Annotated in this window: 10 protein-coding genes and 2 pseudogenes; 6 read left to right on the forward strand and 6 right to left on the reverse strand. The window is 68.6% G+C overall.

Annotated elements, in window-relative coordinates:
- Positions 1-113: 113 nt before the first annotated feature.
- On the reverse strand, positions 114-1,829 hold the full coding sequence (locus tag G6038_RS06305; protein ID WP_165036660.1) for a hypothetical protein: 1,716 nt from the start codon (positions 1,827-1,829) through the stop codon (positions 114-116).
- 226 nt (positions 1,830-2,055) lie between these two features.
- Here G6038_RS06305 and G6038_RS06310 point away from each other — a divergent pair, with 226 nt between their 5' ends.
- The gene (locus G6038_RS06310) at positions 2,056-3,102 is read left to right on the forward strand and encodes a M23 family metallopeptidase (RefSeq protein ID WP_165036662.1); all 1,047 of its coding nucleotides are present in this window, start codon (positions 2,056-2,058) and stop codon (positions 3,100-3,102) included.
- A 77-nt stretch (positions 3,103-3,179) separates the two neighbouring features.
- Here the strand turns inward: G6038_RS06310 and pcrA are convergent, their stop codons facing one another.
- Complete coding sequence (gene pcrA, locus G6038_RS06315; RefSeq protein ID WP_165036664.1) at positions 3,180-5,564, reverse strand: DNA helicase PcrA; 2,385 nt, start codon at positions 5,562-5,564, stop codon at positions 3,180-3,182.
- Between the two features lie 350 nt (positions 5,565-5,914).
- On the opposite strand from pcrA, the gene G6038_RS06320 reads away from it, so the two are divergent.
- Positions 5,915-6,223: a chorismate mutase gene (locus G6038_RS06320; protein WP_165036666.1), complete on the forward strand. Its 309-nt coding sequence runs from the start codon at positions 5,915-5,917 to the stop codon at positions 6,221-6,223.
- A gap of 111 nt (positions 6,224-6,334) precedes the next feature.
- Here G6038_RS06320 and G6038_RS06325 read toward each other — a convergent pair whose 3' ends face one another.
- Positions 6,335-7,786: an NAD-dependent succinate-semialdehyde dehydrogenase gene (locus G6038_RS06325; RefSeq protein WP_165036668.1), complete on the reverse strand. Its 1,452-nt coding sequence runs from the start codon at positions 7,784-7,786 to the stop codon at positions 6,335-6,337.
- A gap of 79 nt (positions 7,787-7,865) precedes the next feature.
- Between G6038_RS06325 and pgi the strand changes: the two genes are divergently transcribed.
- The 3 genes from pgi to G6038_RS06340 all read left to right on the forward strand — a co-directional run bounded on the left by pgi (position 7,866) and on the right by G6038_RS06340 (position 11,774).
- Complete coding sequence (gene pgi / locus G6038_RS06330; protein WP_165036670.1) at positions 7,866-9,533, forward strand: glucose-6-phosphate isomerase; 1,668 nt, start codon at positions 7,866-7,868, stop codon at positions 9,531-9,533.
- Positions 9,521-9,823, forward strand: coding sequence for a WhiB family transcriptional regulator (locus tag G6038_RS06335; RefSeq protein ID WP_165036672.1), 303 nt, complete (start codon positions 9,521-9,523; stop codon positions 9,821-9,823). The genes pgi and G6038_RS06335 overlap by 13 nt, the downstream gene beginning before the upstream one ends.
- A gap of 748 nt (positions 9,824-10,571) precedes the next feature.
- Positions 10,572-11,774, forward strand: a complete 1,203-nt coding sequence (locus tag G6038_RS06340) for an IS110 family transposase (RefSeq protein WP_165036759.1) — start codon at positions 10,572-10,574, stop codon at positions 11,772-11,774.
- A 14-nt stretch (positions 11,775-11,788) separates the two neighbouring features.
- Here the strand turns inward: G6038_RS06340 and G6038_RS06345 are convergent.
- Both G6038_RS06345 and G6038_RS06350 read right to left on the reverse strand, forming a co-directional pair.
- Positions 11,789-12,152: pseudogene (locus G6038_RS06345) on the reverse strand (IS30 family transposase); the annotation flags it as partial.
- A gap of 19 nt (positions 12,153-12,171) precedes the next feature.
- A pseudogene (locus G6038_RS06350) lies at positions 12,172-13,113 on the reverse strand (IS110 family transposase); the annotation flags it as partial.
- 537 nt (positions 13,114-13,650) lie between these two features.
- Here G6038_RS06350 and G6038_RS06355 point away from each other — a divergent pair.
- Complete coding sequence (locus tag G6038_RS06355; protein ID WP_165036674.1) at positions 13,651-15,033, forward strand: MFS transporter; 1,383 nt, start codon at positions 13,651-13,653, stop codon at positions 15,031-15,033.
- 343 nt (positions 15,034-15,376) lie between these two features.
- Here G6038_RS06355 and G6038_RS06360 read toward each other — a convergent pair whose 3' ends face one another.
- Positions 15,377-15,994, reverse strand: coding sequence for a TetR/AcrR family transcriptional regulator (locus tag G6038_RS06360; RefSeq protein ID WP_165036676.1), 618 nt, complete (start codon positions 15,992-15,994; stop codon positions 15,377-15,379).
- Between the last annotated feature and the right edge of the window lie 550 nt (positions 15,995-16,544).

The following is a 16,544-nucleotide window of genomic DNA, read 5'->3' on the forward strand; positions in this document are numbered from 1 at the left end:
CTCGAGGGGTATGAGCGGGTCCGTTCGGACTGTAACTAGTCGGAAGTCCCACCAAACGCCCGCACTCCTGGTATGTGTCGCATGTCACCGGAGCGAGGGGCCCGAGGGGTACCTCACGGATTTTCCTCCCGGATTGTGAGCCACGCCGCAGCCAGGAGGAACACCACCCCAAGGATGGCAGGCAGTGTGAGGACGACATTCACCGGCTCCTGCTCCGGGGTCCGCACGAGCAACCACGACGCCACATACAGGGCCACCGACGCCGCCGCGCCGAGCAGCAACACTGCGCCCCGGGCCGGCCGCGCCCGCACTGCGACCAGCACCGCTGCGACCACCGCGACGGCGAGCAGCACCCGCCCCCACACGTCGTAACCCCACGGATAGCTCAGGACCGAACCGGCCCCGGGCTGCACCGGCAGCAGCACACCGGCACCGGCGACGAGAGCCGCAGCCGCGCCCACCGCGCGCACGACCGGCCCGGCGATCCGTTCGACGGAGGTGTCGATGCCGTCGCGTTCCGCGCCCCCGGCCAGGACGACGAGCACCCCCGTCACCGCCGCCCCCAGGATCGCGGCGCCGGCCAGCCACGCGCCCGGCCCGGCACCGACGCCGGGCAGCTCCGCGGCGAGCACCCAGGACTGCAGCACCGCCCCGGCGGCGGTGCCCACCGCGACGAGCGGCACCGCGACGACGGGCCGCAGCGGGGCGGCGAATTCGGAGAGCAGCAGCCACACACTCAGCGCCGACACGAGCAGGCCCGTGGCGAGCAGCAGGTGAGTGGCCGGCAGGTCGGGCGCCGGCACCTCGGCCGGGACCGACAATGTGGGCAGCAGCGAACCGACCGTCGCGACGACGCCGGTGGCGATCCCCGCGACGCCCGCGGTGACGTGCCGGCGCAGCATCGCCGGGCCGGACGCGACCGCCCTGGGTGCCGGCCCCGCGGTGCCGGCGGACCGGGCGACGAGCCGGGGCAGTGCGACCGCGGCCGCGACGAGGACGGCGGCGGCGACCACACCGACGGCGGCACCGGGCGACGGCTCGAGCCGCTCACCGGTGAGGCCCGCCGCCAGGCGCGGGCCCAGGATGCCGAGCGCACCGAGCCCCGCCCCCGCCACCAGGCCCGTCGCCGCGGCCGGCGAACCGGTCACCAGCGCCCACGTCGCCGCCAGCACCACCGCGACCGCGGCGGCCAGGGAACCGATCGCGGTGGCCGCGGTGGCGTCGAGGACGCCGGGGCCCAGCAGCACCGGGTCGTCCGAGACGAAGGGCGGAGCGAGGAGCGCGCCGGCCGCGACCAGGGCCGCCACCGCCACGACGGTCGCCGCCGCAGCCCCGGCCCGCACACCCACCGGGCCGTCCTCGCCGGGGACGTGTGCGGGGTCGGCCCCGAGCCGCCGGACCGCGACGGCCCCGAGGACTCCGGCGACGACCGCGGCGAGATGGCCGGTGAGGACGACACCGGCGCCCGGGCCCGCCGTGAGGCCGGCGGCAGTGAGGGGCCGGAACAGCTCGAGCCGGTCGGCGTCGAGGGCGTCGGTGAACAGCGCGACGTCGAGCAGGGCCGCGCCGAGTGCGACGAACCCGGCCCCCGCCAGCAGCGCGCCGGCCCGGATTCCGGCGAGGGGACCGGGCCGACGGGCGAGACTCACCGCGCCGACGGGAACCGCGAGCGCGGCGGCGACGGCGGCAAGCATCGCGGCGACGAGTGCGGCGCCGACGGGCCCGGCGTCGGCGCGGACCACCGGCAGGAACGGCGCGGCCGCCACGGCGATGGCGCCGAGCACGGACAGGACGAACGCGGCGACGAGGACGGGCGGGCGGCTCGGCACGCCCCGACGCTACGGCGACGTTCCGATTCATCGCGGCGTGACACACCGTGAATATTCGGTATCGCGCCGTAACCGAAGGAACGTTTCCATATATGCCCAGCTCAAACTGTGATGCCGGTCACAAGGCCCGATTTTCAGCCCGTTTGGGTTGCCACGCTTGCGATCGTTTCGTTACCGTCGCTTCGGTCCGAATAACGGTCAGGTCACGAACGGAGGACGGCAGTCGATGCACACTTGCACTTCACGCGCCGACAGCCGTCCCGGCAGCGGGTTCGGTGACTTCGAGTCCACGGAGGCCACCGACCACCTCTATCCGGGCCACTGGCAGCCGCACGAGCGCAACCTCGACGAGGGCCCGGCGGACGATCTAGACGTCTCGAGCATTGTGAACTTCCGCAACACCAGCACCACCGAGCAGTACGAATTCTATGGCACCGAGCCGGCCGAGCCGCTCACCGCCCCCGGATCACCCGACGGCGATCTGGCCGCCCCCACTCGTCGCGGCGGCGCCCACCGGGTTCCCACTCCCCCGGCCGCCCTCAAGGGCCGCGCCGCGGTTCTCGCGGTCGCCGCCGGCGCCGTCGTCGCCGCGGGCCAGGCCGCCGCCGCCAGCGGCCCCGCCCAGGAGTCCGAGCATTCCGAGGTCGCCCTCGCCGCGGACACCGCCGACTCGCACGTCATCACCGCCACCGCGGTGCCGCAGGCCGCGCAGTTCGCCCCGGAGACCGAGTCCGAGGGCGCCGCCCCGTCCCAGGCCCCGCAGGTCCTCAACATCGCGGACCCGAACGACCTGTCCCAGTTCTCGAACCTGCTCGCCAAGGGCCAGCGGTTCAGCGAGGAGCGCGCCGCCCGCGAGGCCGCCGCCCGCCGCCCGCTGTTCGTCCTTCCGGCCGCCGGCGTCTTCACCTCCAGCTACGGTGCCCGCTGGGGCACCCTCCACGCCGGGGTGGACATCGCCGGTCCCATCGGGACCCCGATCCTCGCGGTCGCCGACGGCACCGTCATCGACTCCGGTCCGGCATCCGGCTTCGGCATGTGGGTGCGCCTGCGCCACGCCGACGGCACCGTCACCGTCTACGGCCACATCGACCAGTCCATGGTGACGGTCGGTCAGCAGGTCATGGCCGGCGACCAGATCGCCACCATGGGCAACCGCGGCCAGTCCACCGGCCCGCACCTGCACTTCGAGGTACACCTCAACGGCATCGACAAGATCGACCCCCTGCCCTGGCTCGCGACCCGCGGCATCTCCCTCGGCATCCGGAACGACTGACCTCCGGCGCTTCTCACGAAACGGGCCCCGCACCGGCTGGTGCGGGGCCGTTTCGCGTCCGGCCGGGGAACCCCGGGTCAGAGCTTGACCATCGGCACACCGCCGACGAGCATCAACCGCACCTTCCCGGCGCTGCCGAAGTCGATGACCACCGTCGCGGTCGGTCCGGAGCCGCGGGTCTCGAGGACCGTGCCGAGGCCGTACTTGTCGTGGCTGACCCGGTCGCCGACGGCGAGCACGAGATGGTTGTTGCGCGAGCGAGCGGGCCCGAAACTCGGCGTCGACTGCCGGTCGTCGCCGAACCGGGAGGCGCCGCCCCCGAAGCCGGAGCCGATTCCGCCGTAGCCGCCCCGGCCCCGGCCGGATCCGATGGCGTGACCACCGGACACCCCCGGATCCTCCCGGCGCCACTCCACGAGTTCCTGCGGAATCTCTTGCAGGAAACGCGATTCCGGATTGGTCACCGGCTGCCCCCAGGCCGAGCGCAGCACCGCCCGGCTCAGGTAGAGGCGCTGCCGCGCGCGGGTGAGCCCGACGTAGGCCAGGCGCCGCTCCTCCGACAGCTCGGCCGGGTCGCCGAGCGCTCGCATGTGCGGGAACTGCCCGTCCTCCCACCCGGTCACGAACACCACCGGGAACTCGAGACCCTTGGCGGTATGCAGCGTCATCAAGGTGACGACCCCGTCGCCCTCCTCGGGGATCTGGTCGGCATCGGCCACCAGCGACACCCGTTCGAGGAACGCGGCGAGCGAACCGGGCTCGGGCTCCCCCTCCGCACCCTCCCGTTCCTCCTCGAGACCCGCGGCATTACGGGCATCCGAACTGAATTCCCTTGCCACGCTCACCAATTCGTTGAGATTGTCGAGCCGCGTGCCGTCCTGCGGGTCGTCGCTGGCCTCGAGTTCGGCACGGTAGCCGGTGCGGTCGAGAACCGCCTCGACGACGTCGCCGATGTCGACGAGGTCGTTGCCGTCGGCGTCGGTCTCGGTGAGCATCCCCCGCAGCTCGTCCATGAGGTCGACGAACGCGGCGATGGCCTTCTGCGAGCGGGTGTTCAGCAGGGGCACGGTGCCCTCGGCGGCGTCGCGCAGGGCCCGGCCGAACCCGACCGCCGTGCGTTCGGCGTGCACCGCCACGCAGGCCTCCGCGCGGTCGCCGATGCCGCGCCGGGGGGTGTTGAGGATGCGGCGCAGGCTGACCGTGTCGTCCGGGTTGGCGAGCACCCGTAGGTACGCGACGAGGTCCCGAACCTCCTTGCGCTCGTAGAAGCGCACGCCGCCGACCACCCGGTAGGGCACGCCGTGCCGGATGAACACGTCCTCGAGGGCGCGGGAGGAGTTGTTGGTGCGGTAGAACACCGCGACGTCGGCGAACCTCGCCTCACGGGCGTCGACGAGCCGGTCGATCTCCGCGGCCACGAACTGCGCCTCGTCGTGCTCGTTGTCGGCGACATACCCGGTGATCGGTTCCCCCGCGCCGGAGTCCGTCCACAACCGCTTCTCCCGGCGTCCGGTGTTGCGGGCGATCACCGCGTTGGCCGCCGAGAGGATGTTCTGGGTGGAACGGTAGTTCTGCTCGAGCAGTATCGTGCGAGCGTCGGGATAGTCGCGTTCGAACTCCTCGATGTTGCGGATCGTCGCGCCGCGGAACGCGTAGATGGACTGGTCGGCATCGCCGACGACACACAGCTCCCCCGGCGCGACCGTGGCGTCCGTCACCGCGTCGTCCGCACCGCCCACGAGCGTGCGCACGAGCACGTACTGCGCGTGGTTGGTGTCCTGGTACTCGTCGACGAGAACGTGCCGGAACCGTCGGCGGTAGTACTCCGCCACCTGCGGATGCGCCTGCAACAGTGCCACCGTCTCGCCGATCAGGTCGTCGAAGTCGAAGGCGTTGGCCGCGCGCAGCCGCTGCTGGTAGTGCGCGTAGACCCGCGCGACGATCCGCGGCAGTTCCGCCGGCTCGCGGTCCGCGTCGGCCGCGGCCTCCTCGGGGCCGATCAGCTCGTTCTTGAGATTGGAGATGTGCGTCGCCAGCAGCCGCGCGGAATACCGTTTGACGTCGAGGTCGAGATCCTTGGCGATCATGGTGAGCAGCCGCCGGGAGTCGTCCGCGTCGTAGATGGTGAAGTTCGAGTTCATCCCCGACAGCAGCGCCGACTGCGCACGCAGGATCCGCACGCAACTCGAATGGAACGTCGACACCCACATGTTGTTCGCGCGCGGACCGACGAGGTGGGCGACGCGCTCGCGCATCTCGGCGGCCGCCTTGTTGGTGAACGTGATCGCCAGGATCTGTCCCGGCGCCACCCCACGCTCACCCAGCAGGTACGCGATGCGCCGGGTCAGCACCGCCGTCTTGCCGGAGCCGGCACCCGCGACGATGAGCAGCGGCGACCCCGTGTGGGTCACGGCCTCCCGTTGCTGGGGATTGAGTCCCTCGAGCAGTGCGTCGGTAGTCATCGCCCGCACCCCCGAGTTCGACGCGGGGACGGGGCGGCCGGAGGCAACGGGTGTGTTCATCGTGGTACCAAACTACCGGCGATCGCCGACAGCCGTGCCGGCCGGGCCGGGTCGATTCGGCAGGTATGCCTTACTTGGCCGGTTCGGAGGCGGGTGGCAAACTGAACGTCATGTCATGTGCTCCACGTCGCCGCTACCGGCGACACTTCCATCGGTGCGAGAGCCGATGACCGAGGCCTGACCACACCCCGAGGCTTCGGCTGCTGCACCACCGAAGTCCCGAGCCGACGGCAGGACCGGTAACGCCCGCAGTATCCGAAGCGATCCCAGAGCTGACGCGAGGAGACGACATGAGCACCAACACCGAGGCCGCCGGTTCCGGAGCCAGCGCATCCGACGCTGCCCTGCCCACCACGGAGGCGGAGATCGACGAGCTCCGCAAAGAGATCGACCGGCTCGACACCGAGATCCTGGCGGCGGTCAAACGCCGCACCGAGGTCTCGCGCATCATCGGCCAGACCCGCATGGCCTCCGGCGGTACCCGCCTGGTGCACAGCCGCGAGATGAAGGTTCTCGAGCGCTTCAGCGAGCTGGGCCAGGAGGGTCACACCCTGGCCATGCTGCTGCTGCGGCTCGGCCGCGGCCGTCTCGGTCACTGAGGCCGCGGCCGTCTCGGTCACTGAGGCCGCGGCCGTCTCGGTCACTGAGGCCCTCGGTTACGCCCCCGGGCCCGTCGGCGACGACGCTCGGGGGCGTAACCGTCGCGCAGGTCACTGCAGCGCGATGTACTTCGTCTCGAGGTACTCCTCGATGCCTTCACTGCCGCCCTCGCGGCCCAGCCCGGAGGCCTTGACGCCGCCGAACGGCGCCGCCACGTCGGAGATCACGCCCCGGTTGACGCCCACCATGCCGGACTCGACGGCCTCGGACACCCGCAGGGCCCGGTCCAGGCTCTGCGTGTAGATGTACGCGGCCAGTCCGTATTCGGTGGCGTTGGCCGCATCGATCGCCTCCTGCTCGGTGTCGAATCCGGCCACGGCGGCGACGGGACCGAACACCTCCTCCCGCAGGATCCGGGCCTCGGACGTCACCCCGTCGAGCACGGTCGCCGGGTAGTACCACCCCGGGCCGTCGGGGACGGACCCGCCGAGCCGGAGGCTCGCCCCGGCCCCCACCGCGTCCTGCACCAGGGCGCCGACGGTCTCCCGCTGGCCGGCGTTGATCAGCGGCCCGAGTGTGGTGCCGGGATCGGTGCCCCGCCCGAGCCGGTACTGCGCCATCCGCTCGGTCAGTTTCTTCACGAACTCCTCGCGCACCGAGTTGGCGACGTGGAAGCGGTTCGCGGCCGTGCACGCCTCGCCGCCGTTGCGCAGCTTCGCGGCCAGCGCTCCCTCGACCGCGGCATCGAGGTCGGCGTCGTCGAACACCAGGAACGGCGCGTTGCCGCCCAGCTCCATCGACGTGCGCAGCATCGCCTTCCCGGCCCGCTCGGACAGGGCCCGGCCGACGGCGGTGGAACCGGTGAAGGTCAGCTTGCGTAGGCGGGGATCGTCGATCAGCGGACCGGTGACCGCCCCGGCGCGCGACGTCGGCAGCACGGACAGCACCCCCTTCGGCAGGCCGGCCTCGGCGAACAGCTGGGCGAGCAGCAGCATCGTCAGCGGGGTCTCCGACGCGGGCTTCATCAGGATCGTGCACCCCGCAGCGAGGGCGGGCCCGATCTTCCGGGTGCCCATCGCGAGCGGGAAGTTCCACGGCGTGATCGCCAGGCAGGGTCCCACCGGCTGCTTCGTCACCAGGATCCGTCCGTTGCCCGCGGGCGCGTGGGTGTAGCGGCCCGCGATACGCACCGCCTCCTCGGCGAACCAGCGGAAGAACTCGGCACCGTACTTGGCCTCGGCCCGGCTCTCCGGCAGGGCCTTGCCCATCTCCAGGGTCATCAGGAGCGCGAAATCCTCGGCACGTTCGGTGATCCTCGCGAACACCGAACGCAGCAGTTCGCCACGTTCGCGCGGCGGGGTCGCGGCCCACTCGTGCTGGACGGCCACCGCGGCGTCGAGGGCGCGGACGGCGTCGGCCGGACTCGCGTCGGCGACCTCGGTGAGCGTGTCGCCGGTGGCGGGATCGTGGACGGGGAAGGTGGCGCCGTTCTCTGCGGCCACCCACTCCCCGCCGAGGAACAGTTCTGTCGGTACGGTCCGGATCAGTTCTTCGGTGTCCATGTCCCACATCATGCGCTCCACGACCCGAGCGGATTCCGAACCCGCCGGTAACTACGGCCCCGCACTAGGCTCTGAATTCATGAGCGACGTGACTCGAACCGCACCGTGGCAGCAGCTGTCCCAGCACCGTTCGGAGCTCGAGGCGGTGGATCTGCGGGGGTTGTTCGCGGCGGATCCGGGGCGGGCGCAGCGGTTGTCGGTGACCGCCGGCGAGTGGTACATCGATTTCAGCAAGCATCGGATCACCGACACCACGGTCGGGTTGCTGCTGGAGCTGGCCCGGGCGTGTGAGCTCGAATCCCGCCGCGATGCGATGCTCGCCGGGGAGCGCATCAACAGCACCGAGGACCGGGCGGTGCTGCACACCGCGCTGCGGCTGCCACGGTCGGCGACGCTGACCGTGGACGGCACCGACGTGGTCGCCGACGTGCACGCCGTGCTCGACGCGATGGCCGGCTTCGCCGAGCAGGTCCGCTGCGGCACCTGGCGCGGCGCCACCGGGGAAACGATCACCACGGTGATCAACATCGGGATCGGCGGCTCGGATCTGGGCCCGGCGATGGTGGCGCGGGCGTTGCGGCACTACGCCGACGGCCCGGACGCCCGGTTCGTCGCCAACATCGATCCGGCGGATCTGACCGCGCAGCTGTCCGGCCTGGATCCGGCCCGGACGCTGTTCGTGGTGGCCTCGAAGACGTTCACCACCATCGAAACCCTCACCAACGCCACCGCCGCGCGGCGTTGGCTGGTCGCCGCGCTCGGCGAGGACGCCGTCGCGGCGCACTTCGTGGCGGTGTCGACCAACGCGACCAAGGTCGCCGAGTTCGGTATCGACCCGGCGAACATGTTCGGGTTCTGGGACTGGGTGGGCGGGCGGTACTCGGTGGGTTCGGCGATCGGCCTGTCGGTGATGTGCGCGATCGGCCCGGTGCGGTTCGCCGAGTTTCTCGCCGGGATGCACACCGTCGACGAGCACTTCCGCACCGCGCCGCTCGAGGCGAACGCGCCGGTGCTGCTGGGGCTGCTGGGGGTGTGGTACGCGTCGGTGCTGGGGGCGCAGACGCGGGCGGTGCTGCCCTACAGTCAGGACCTGGCCCGGCTGCCGGCGTATCTGCAGCAGCTGACCATGGAGTCGAACGGCAAGTCGGTGCGGCGCGACGGCAGTCCCGTCGACCACGACACCGGGGAGATCTTCTGGGGCGAGCCGGGCACGAACGGTCAGCACGCGTTCTTCCAGTTGCTGCACCAGGGCACCCGGCTGATCCCGGCCGATTTCGTCGGGTTCGCCACCGCGCTCGAGGATCTGCCCACCCGGGACGGGACCGGCAGCATGCAGCAGGTGCTGCTGGCGAACATGCTCGCCCAGGCGAAGGTGCTCGCGTTCGGCAAGACCGCGGCCGAGGTCGCCGCCGACGGCACCGACCCGGGGTTGGTGGCGCACAAGGTGATGCCCGGCAACCGGCCCTCGACCACCCTGCTCGCCCCGGCGCTGACGCCGGCGACGCTGGGCCAGTTGATCGCCCTGTACGAGCATCAGGTGTTCGTCCAGGGGGTGATCTGGGGTATCGACTCGTTCGACCAGTGGGGCGTCGAACTCGGCAAGACCCAGGCCCTGCAACTGGCCCCCGCCCTGACCGGTGCGGCGGACCCCGACACCGGCGACACCTCCACCGGCGACACCTCCACCGACACCCTCGTCCGCACCATCGCGGACCTGGCGAAGGGACATCGACGGTGCCCGCGCTGAAACTGCTCACCCTGCCTCCGGCGGTGGCCGAGTCGTGGGACTGGCAGCTCGAGGCTGCATGCCGGGACCGCGATGCCGCCCTGTTCTTCCACCCCGACAACGAACGCGGCGACGCCCGCGACGACCGGATCGCCGCCGCGAAGGAAGTCTGCCGCACCTGCCCCGTGCAGGCGCAGTGCCTGCGCCATGCACTGCGAACCCGTGAGCCGTACGGGATCTGGGGGGGAACAACCGAGGACGAACGCCGCGCTGCCCGGTCACGAGGGAGGGCAGGATCGCTCTCCTTGTGAGGCCCGACGGTCAGTGCCAACCACAGACCCCTGGAAGAGGCCGATGCTCGGGAGCCTCGCCGTGGTTCCCACGTTCACTGCGAACCGCTCGAGGAGTGAGGTGCCCAGCTATGCCCCTGCGATATCGCCACGGCTACGCCGCAGGCATTCACCGTGGCCTCCGGAGCCGACGACCTAAACCGACCCCGGAGTTCCCAACACCAAAATGAGGGTGTTGGTGCGCATCGCAGACCAGCCCGAATTCACCGGGTTAGAGCTGGCGGGAGACTTGAGAGGCGTTAGAACACTGGTTCTTCGCGTACACCTTCTCCTCATGCTTGCCGGACCCAGACCATCCGGTAGTACTGGCCTGTCCAGTCGTTGTCGGGGCTGCTTGCCACCCTCACCGGCGTCTCCCGACTCCGGCTGCCCCAGCTTCGCTATGCTGCTGCGACAGCACAACGGCGCAGGTCTTACACCTCCGCTCGGTCACACAGCGCCTCGTGGCGCACCAATCCCCTTCCTTACGTTGTAGCGGTGGGCGATATCAAGGCCCGGACGTAGGGTCTTGATCGCTCTCCTTGGGACAGCGGGCATGGCTGAAATCTCCCTGCCGCATCGACGGCTCACTGGGAATGGCCACCCGCTGTCCTACTGCCAGCTCGACCGCTCATTGAGACTCGCGCACCGATCGTTGGGTAAGGACGTGCCGGCGTGGCTGTCAGGTAAGGAGGCACGCCTGGTGAGGACGACGACCGGGGGGGACTTCGTGAGCGAGCTATGGATAGGCGTCGATGCCGGTAAACGTGCCCATCACTGCGTCGCGATCGACGCAGCTGGTGCCGTGGTCTTGTCCAAGAGGGTCGACAACGACGAAAGTGCCCTCCTGGACCTGATCGCGGCGGTGCTCGTCGCGGCCGACGGTGATGCCGTGGTGTGGGCGACCGACCTGAACACCGGTGGGGCGGCGCTGCTGATTGCCCTGCTCGAAGCGCACGGACAGCAGGCGCTCTACATTCCCGGGCGGATCGTGCACCATACTGCGGCGACCTATCGCGGGGACGGCAAGACCGACGCGAAGGACGCACGGATCATCGCCGATCAGGCCCGCATGCGCAGGGACCTCCAACCTGTCCGAGGTGCCGACCAGATCAGCACGGATCTGCGGCTGCTCACCTCGCATCGCACGGATTTGATCTACGACCGCGTCCGGCTGATCAATCGGCTGCGGGCACTGCTGCTGGAGTACTTTCCCGCGCTCGAAGCAGCCTTCGACTACTCCAAGAAGGCACCGTTGGTCTTGTTGAGCGGCTTCCAGACGGCGGACACGATCCGGCGCATGGGTGCCACCCGGCTCGCGGTGTGGTTGCGCAAACGCGGCTGCCGCAACAGTTCTCAGATGGCGGTCAAGGCGGTTGCTGCCGCCCATGCTCAGGACACCACGTTGCGTACCCAGTCGACGGGTGCTGCGCTCGTGGCACGCATGGCGGCCAAGATCACGGCGCTCGATCTGGAGATCGCCGAGATCGATGCAATGATCACCGATCGGTTCTCCGCGCACCGTGACGCGGAGATCGTGACCAGCATGCCCGGCTTCGGGACGGTGCTGGCGGCGACGTTCCTGGCCAACACGGGCGGTGACCTGAGCGCATTCGGGACCGCGGACCGACTTGCCTCGGTGGCCGGGGTAGCGCCTGCTCCACGAGACTCGGGCAGGATCAGCGGCAATCATCACCGGCCCCGCCGCTTCAATCGGCGATTGCTGCGCACCTGCTATCTCGCTGCCCTGTCGAGCCTGAAAAGCAGTCCTGCTTCACGCAGGTTCTACGACCGCAAGCGTGCCGAAGGGAAAAGTCACAAGCAGGCGTTGATCGCGCTTGCACGCCGGCGGATCACTACCTTGTGGGCGATGCTGCGCGACCGCACCCACTACCAGGAGCCAGACCCTGTAGAACTCGTTCCGGCTGCTTGACATCAGCATTGAGATTCCCAATGCCCTGGGACAGCGCGGTCTTCGGTCTCGGCGGGGCGTTCGCTGATCACCACGTCCGCGGTGACATGCCCCTGTGCCTTGTTCCGCGATCGGGCTCGGGGCACCCGCAGTGCCCGACCGGTGCGCAGGCACGCGACCAGCTCCCGCTTCAGGGGGCCCCGGCCCTCGATGTACAACGACTGATAGATCGCCTCGTGGCTAATGCGCATGGACTCATCATCAGGGAAGTCGATCCTGAGCCCGGTGCGAAATCCGCTCCGGGCTCCACGCGGTCGACCACCGCCGGTCCTGCCGATGCGGCTTGTTCAGCCCTTTCCACGCGGGCGACTCAGGCCCACGGACGATCGTGCCGTCGGGGGGTGTCCCTATGGTTTCGTCAAGCGGCAACAGCAGCGGGGGTGCGGTAGAAGGTCTTGTTCTTGAGCATGGCGTAGAGGACGTCGCAGCGACGGCGTGCAAGGCAGATCAACGCGGCGTTGTGCTTCTTACCTTCGGCACGTTTGCGGTCGTAGTAGGCACGGCTGGTCGGGTCGTGCAACGCAGCGAATGCGGACAGGAACAACGCCCGTTTGAGTTTGCGGTTGCCCGACCGAGCGGGGTGCTCGCCGCGGATCGACGAGCCGGAACGATGGGTCACTGGGGCGATGCCGGCGTAGGCGGCCAGGTGCGCCGCCGAGGCGAACGCCGAGCCGTCACCGACTTCGAGCAGGATGCGAGCTGCAGTCCTGATGCCGATGCCGGGCATCGACATCAGGACCTTCGAAAGAGGGTGGTCGTCGAGCATCCTCTCCATATCTTCAGCGATGCTCTTGCGCTGTTGCAGAATCTCTTTCAACGAGTCGGCCAGTTTCGGCAGGACGATCTCGGCGGCGTCGCTGCCTGGCACTGCCACGGTTTGGGCATCGAGTGCGGTGAGGATTTCCTCGGCCAGTCGGGTTCCCATTCGCGGGGCGTGCTTGGTCGCGAGTGCGGTGAGTCGGCGCTTGTCGGCCTTGCGGATGCCGACCGGGCCGCCGCATCGGGACAGGATTTCGAGCACGGCCGGATGCGCGATCTTGGGGCCGAGAACGCGTTCGAGGGCGGGATGGATTCCGGTGAGCAACCCGCGGATGCGGTTGCTGATGCGGGTGGCCTCACCGGCGAGGTCGTCGTCGAACCCGACGAGGACGCCGAGCTCGGCCAGGGCTTCGTCGCCGACGTCGACCCGGCGCAGCGTGTGCGGCATGGTCCGGGCGGTGTCGGCAATGATGAAGGCATCTCGGGCGTCGGTCTTGGTCTGCCCGGGATAGAGGTCGGCGACGCGGCGCATCGTCAACCCGATCATCGAAACCGTCTTTGCCGACCTCATCGACGGACCCCTCGCACACATGCCGTCGGGCAATTCCGGGGCGAACTCGGCGTGGGTGCACTGCGCGGCGGGTGACGCTACGACGCAGGATAGTCATTATCCGGCCCGATCGTGTCGATCGCAACGAAAGCCGATCGTGCAACTACCCACGCACTGGTCTGGTCGGGCTCCCGGATTCCACTGCGGTCCAACACTATCAACCACGGCCACTATCGAGTTGTTAGGGTCGGGTACTGCAGTCGAGCCGGACCGTGGCGGCACACCAATGTGATTCGCCCAAGGTCAGTTGGGCATGTGCGGATTGTGCATCCGCAGGATCGAGTAATCCGCGAGATGGCAAAGCGGTCGCGCTGAGGTCGTGTCTCCGTCGAGAAGCGTGCGCGTCTATCCGACGTATTCAACGAAGATGAAATCTCCTCTTGCGCGATGCACATCACAATTCTATGCTTCCTGTGATGAATCACTCATCAGTGATGAATTTTCGGATCAGCAGAACGGAACATACGCATGCCCCGACCTATTTCGATCGCGGAGATCATCGACCGCTCGCCGGTGTCAGCGATTCAGAAACGAACAATCATTCTGTGTGTCGTATTGGCCGTCCTCGACGGCTTCGACGCCCTGCTGCTCGGCTATGCAGTACCGGCGATCGCGAAGGATTGGGAGATGAGCCCGGCGGAGTTCGGTGTCGTCATGTCGGTCAGCGCGGCCGCGATGGTTTTGGGCAGCATCCTCTTCGGGTCGATTTCCGATCGTCTGGGGCGTCGACGGTTGGTTCTTGTCGGCACGGTGATGTTCTCGATCCTTACGCTGCTCACCGCTTTCGCGTCGTCGATGCCGGTGCTCATCGGACTCCGGGTTCTGGCGGGTCTCGCACTCGGCGGCGTCACGCCGAATCTGCTCGCCCTCTCGTCGGAGGTCTCGCCGAGAAGAATTCGCGGAACGGTTGTTACCGTCTTGACCAGTTCAATGGCGATGGGTGCCTTCTTGGGCGGCATCGTGGCGGCGTCGCTCGTCCCGACTTTCGGATGGAGGGTGCTCTTCGTCGTCGGCGGCGTCGTCCCGCTGCTGGCCGCGGTGGCGGCCTATCGGTGGCTGCCGGAGTCGATTGCCTTCCTGGCCACCCACGGTGAGAGTCGCAAGGTCGCGGACTATGTCCGTTCCATCGATGGTGCATCGACGTCCTTCGGACCGGATACCGAATTCGTATACAACACGTCCGAGGTGCCGGAGAAGGCCTCGATGAGTCGACTGTTCAGCGGTGGTCGTGCGGTCACCACCGCGGCGCTCTGGGGAGCATATTTCCTCACCTTGCTGGTCTTGTACTTCCTGATGGGATGGATGCCCACCTTGTTCGAGGATGCCGGAATGTCCGCCGCCACGGCATCCACTGCGACCGCATTGTTCTCTCTCGGTGGTGTAGTGGGCGGAATTGTATTCGGCCGCATCGGGGATCGAATTGGAAGCCCGTCCTGGGTGGGTGTCGGTAGCTTCACTTTTGCGGCAGCATTCATCCTGCTCACTGCCGGCCTGATGGGGACGAGTCAGGCGCTGACGCTCTCGGTCGTCTTCATTACAGGTTTCGGCGTGCTGGGCAGTGCAGCGATCATGAACGTCATCGCGGCCGCGAGTTACCCGACTGCCATCAGGGGGGCGGGGATCGGCTGGGCGCTCGGCGTCGGTCGGATCGGGTCGATCACCGGACCGGCGGTCGGCGCGATTGCCCTGGCCCTGAGTCTCGGCGCGGCGACGATCTTCTCGTCGATGGCGGTGCCCGCGCTGGCCGCGGCGATCCTGCTGGCAGTGATCGCCCGGCGTTCCTCATCTGCGGCAGAGGACAGCGTGCCCTCGGTCGTCGCATCCGCAGCAAGCCCCACTCTCAAGGGCTGATGCCGCACCGCCGCCTGGTCGCGCGGTCGCGGAGAGCACGACAGGACAGCTCGGCCTGCCGGCGAACTGCCGATCGGTGCTTCGTTGTATCACCGCAGGATGAGCTGGGTACGACCGTACCCGCGCGGCGCCCGGACACCGGGTGCCGCGCGGCTGTGTGCCTCCAGGAACGCGGCCTTCTCCACAGGGCTTTCGTGGCACGTCGCCGAGGGTGCAGGTGGTGACGGCGTGGGGTGCTTCCGGGGTTCGGGTGGTTTCGAGTCGAAGCCGAACCTGTCGCAAGGGCCCTACGTCTTACCTTTCCGCGGGTCGGATCAACTGGAGGCCTCGTCGTAGCAGAACGTCATCGACCGGCTGATCCCGTCCGCAGCTCGGTGATCAAGCCGTTGAGGAGCACGCGAAACGCGAGATTGAACTCGTCTCGGCGCTGTTCGATCATTGCAGCGACATCCTCGTCGCCCCCGGATGTGATTACCGAGCCGGCATCGTAGTATTGCGCGGTTACGGCGGCCGATCCGATCACGAACGCGTTGGTCGACTCGAGGATGAAGTGGTGCTTTTCCTCCGGGATTCGCTCCGAAAGAAGTTGTTTGCGATGCACCGCGTACAAGGGCAAGCTTGTCCACGCGACATAGTCCTCCTGGAGGAGGGTACGCAGATAGGGGTTCTGTACGAGGAGGTCTCGGTACCGGTTGCCGATGGCGATAAACCACTCCCGCCATTCCGGGTAGTCCGACTCCTGCGGTATGTCGAGCATCGCGAAGGACATACGACCTACTGCGCGGAGCAATTCGTCCTTGTCCTTGAAATGGTAGTAGAACGCCGCGCTGTCGACCCCCATCTGGACGGCAAGTCGACGCATTGTCAATGCCGACAAGCCTTCGCGCTTCGCGATTTCGATCGCAGCCTGCGTAATGCTGGCGCGGGTGAGTCCAGTCTCAACCTTGGGGCGCCGGCTCATTCTGCTGCTCGATTCACTAGCCGTCTCATACGCCACACGGTAGTCGACGCCCGTGCAGCGACATCGACCACGGGCCGACGGCCTGCGTCGGGATCCCCGGCGAGGGTTTCGATCGTGCTGTCGGGAACCTGCACATCGACACCCTGACGCGCCCACCGCTGAGGCGGACCTACAGGTCTGCGGGGAACTCGAGCGGCGGTCCGTCGAGAGCGCCCGTCTACGTGCCGTGCATCCTGGTCCATCAGCAGATGGCGTGAGTACCCGGGCGCAGCACGTGCGCGGTTGCCGGTTGACTTCGTGTGTTGCCGCCGCAACGGTCCACGTCCGTCCGTGTGCCGGGCGAAGGGACGGTCGGCAGTCGGAGACGTTCGGGTCTGCCATGCCCATGCTCATCACACTGCAACCTTCAGTCCCGCAATCGCATCTTCACCGATGTCGGGCCCGGACAAGCCTGCACCGGACCGCCTGGCCGCCGTACGCCCTGCGTCCCTCGCTGCGCTGCGGGCGTTCCTTCTTTCACCGCGGTCCTCACCCGGTGCAGCCCGCATGG

The sequence above is a fragment of the Rhodococcus sp. 14C212 genome (assembly GCF_011058195.1).
In the GTDB taxonomy this organism is placed as follows: Bacteria; Actinomycetota; Actinomycetes; order Mycobacteriales; family Mycobacteriaceae; genus Rhodococcus; species Rhodococcus aetherivorans.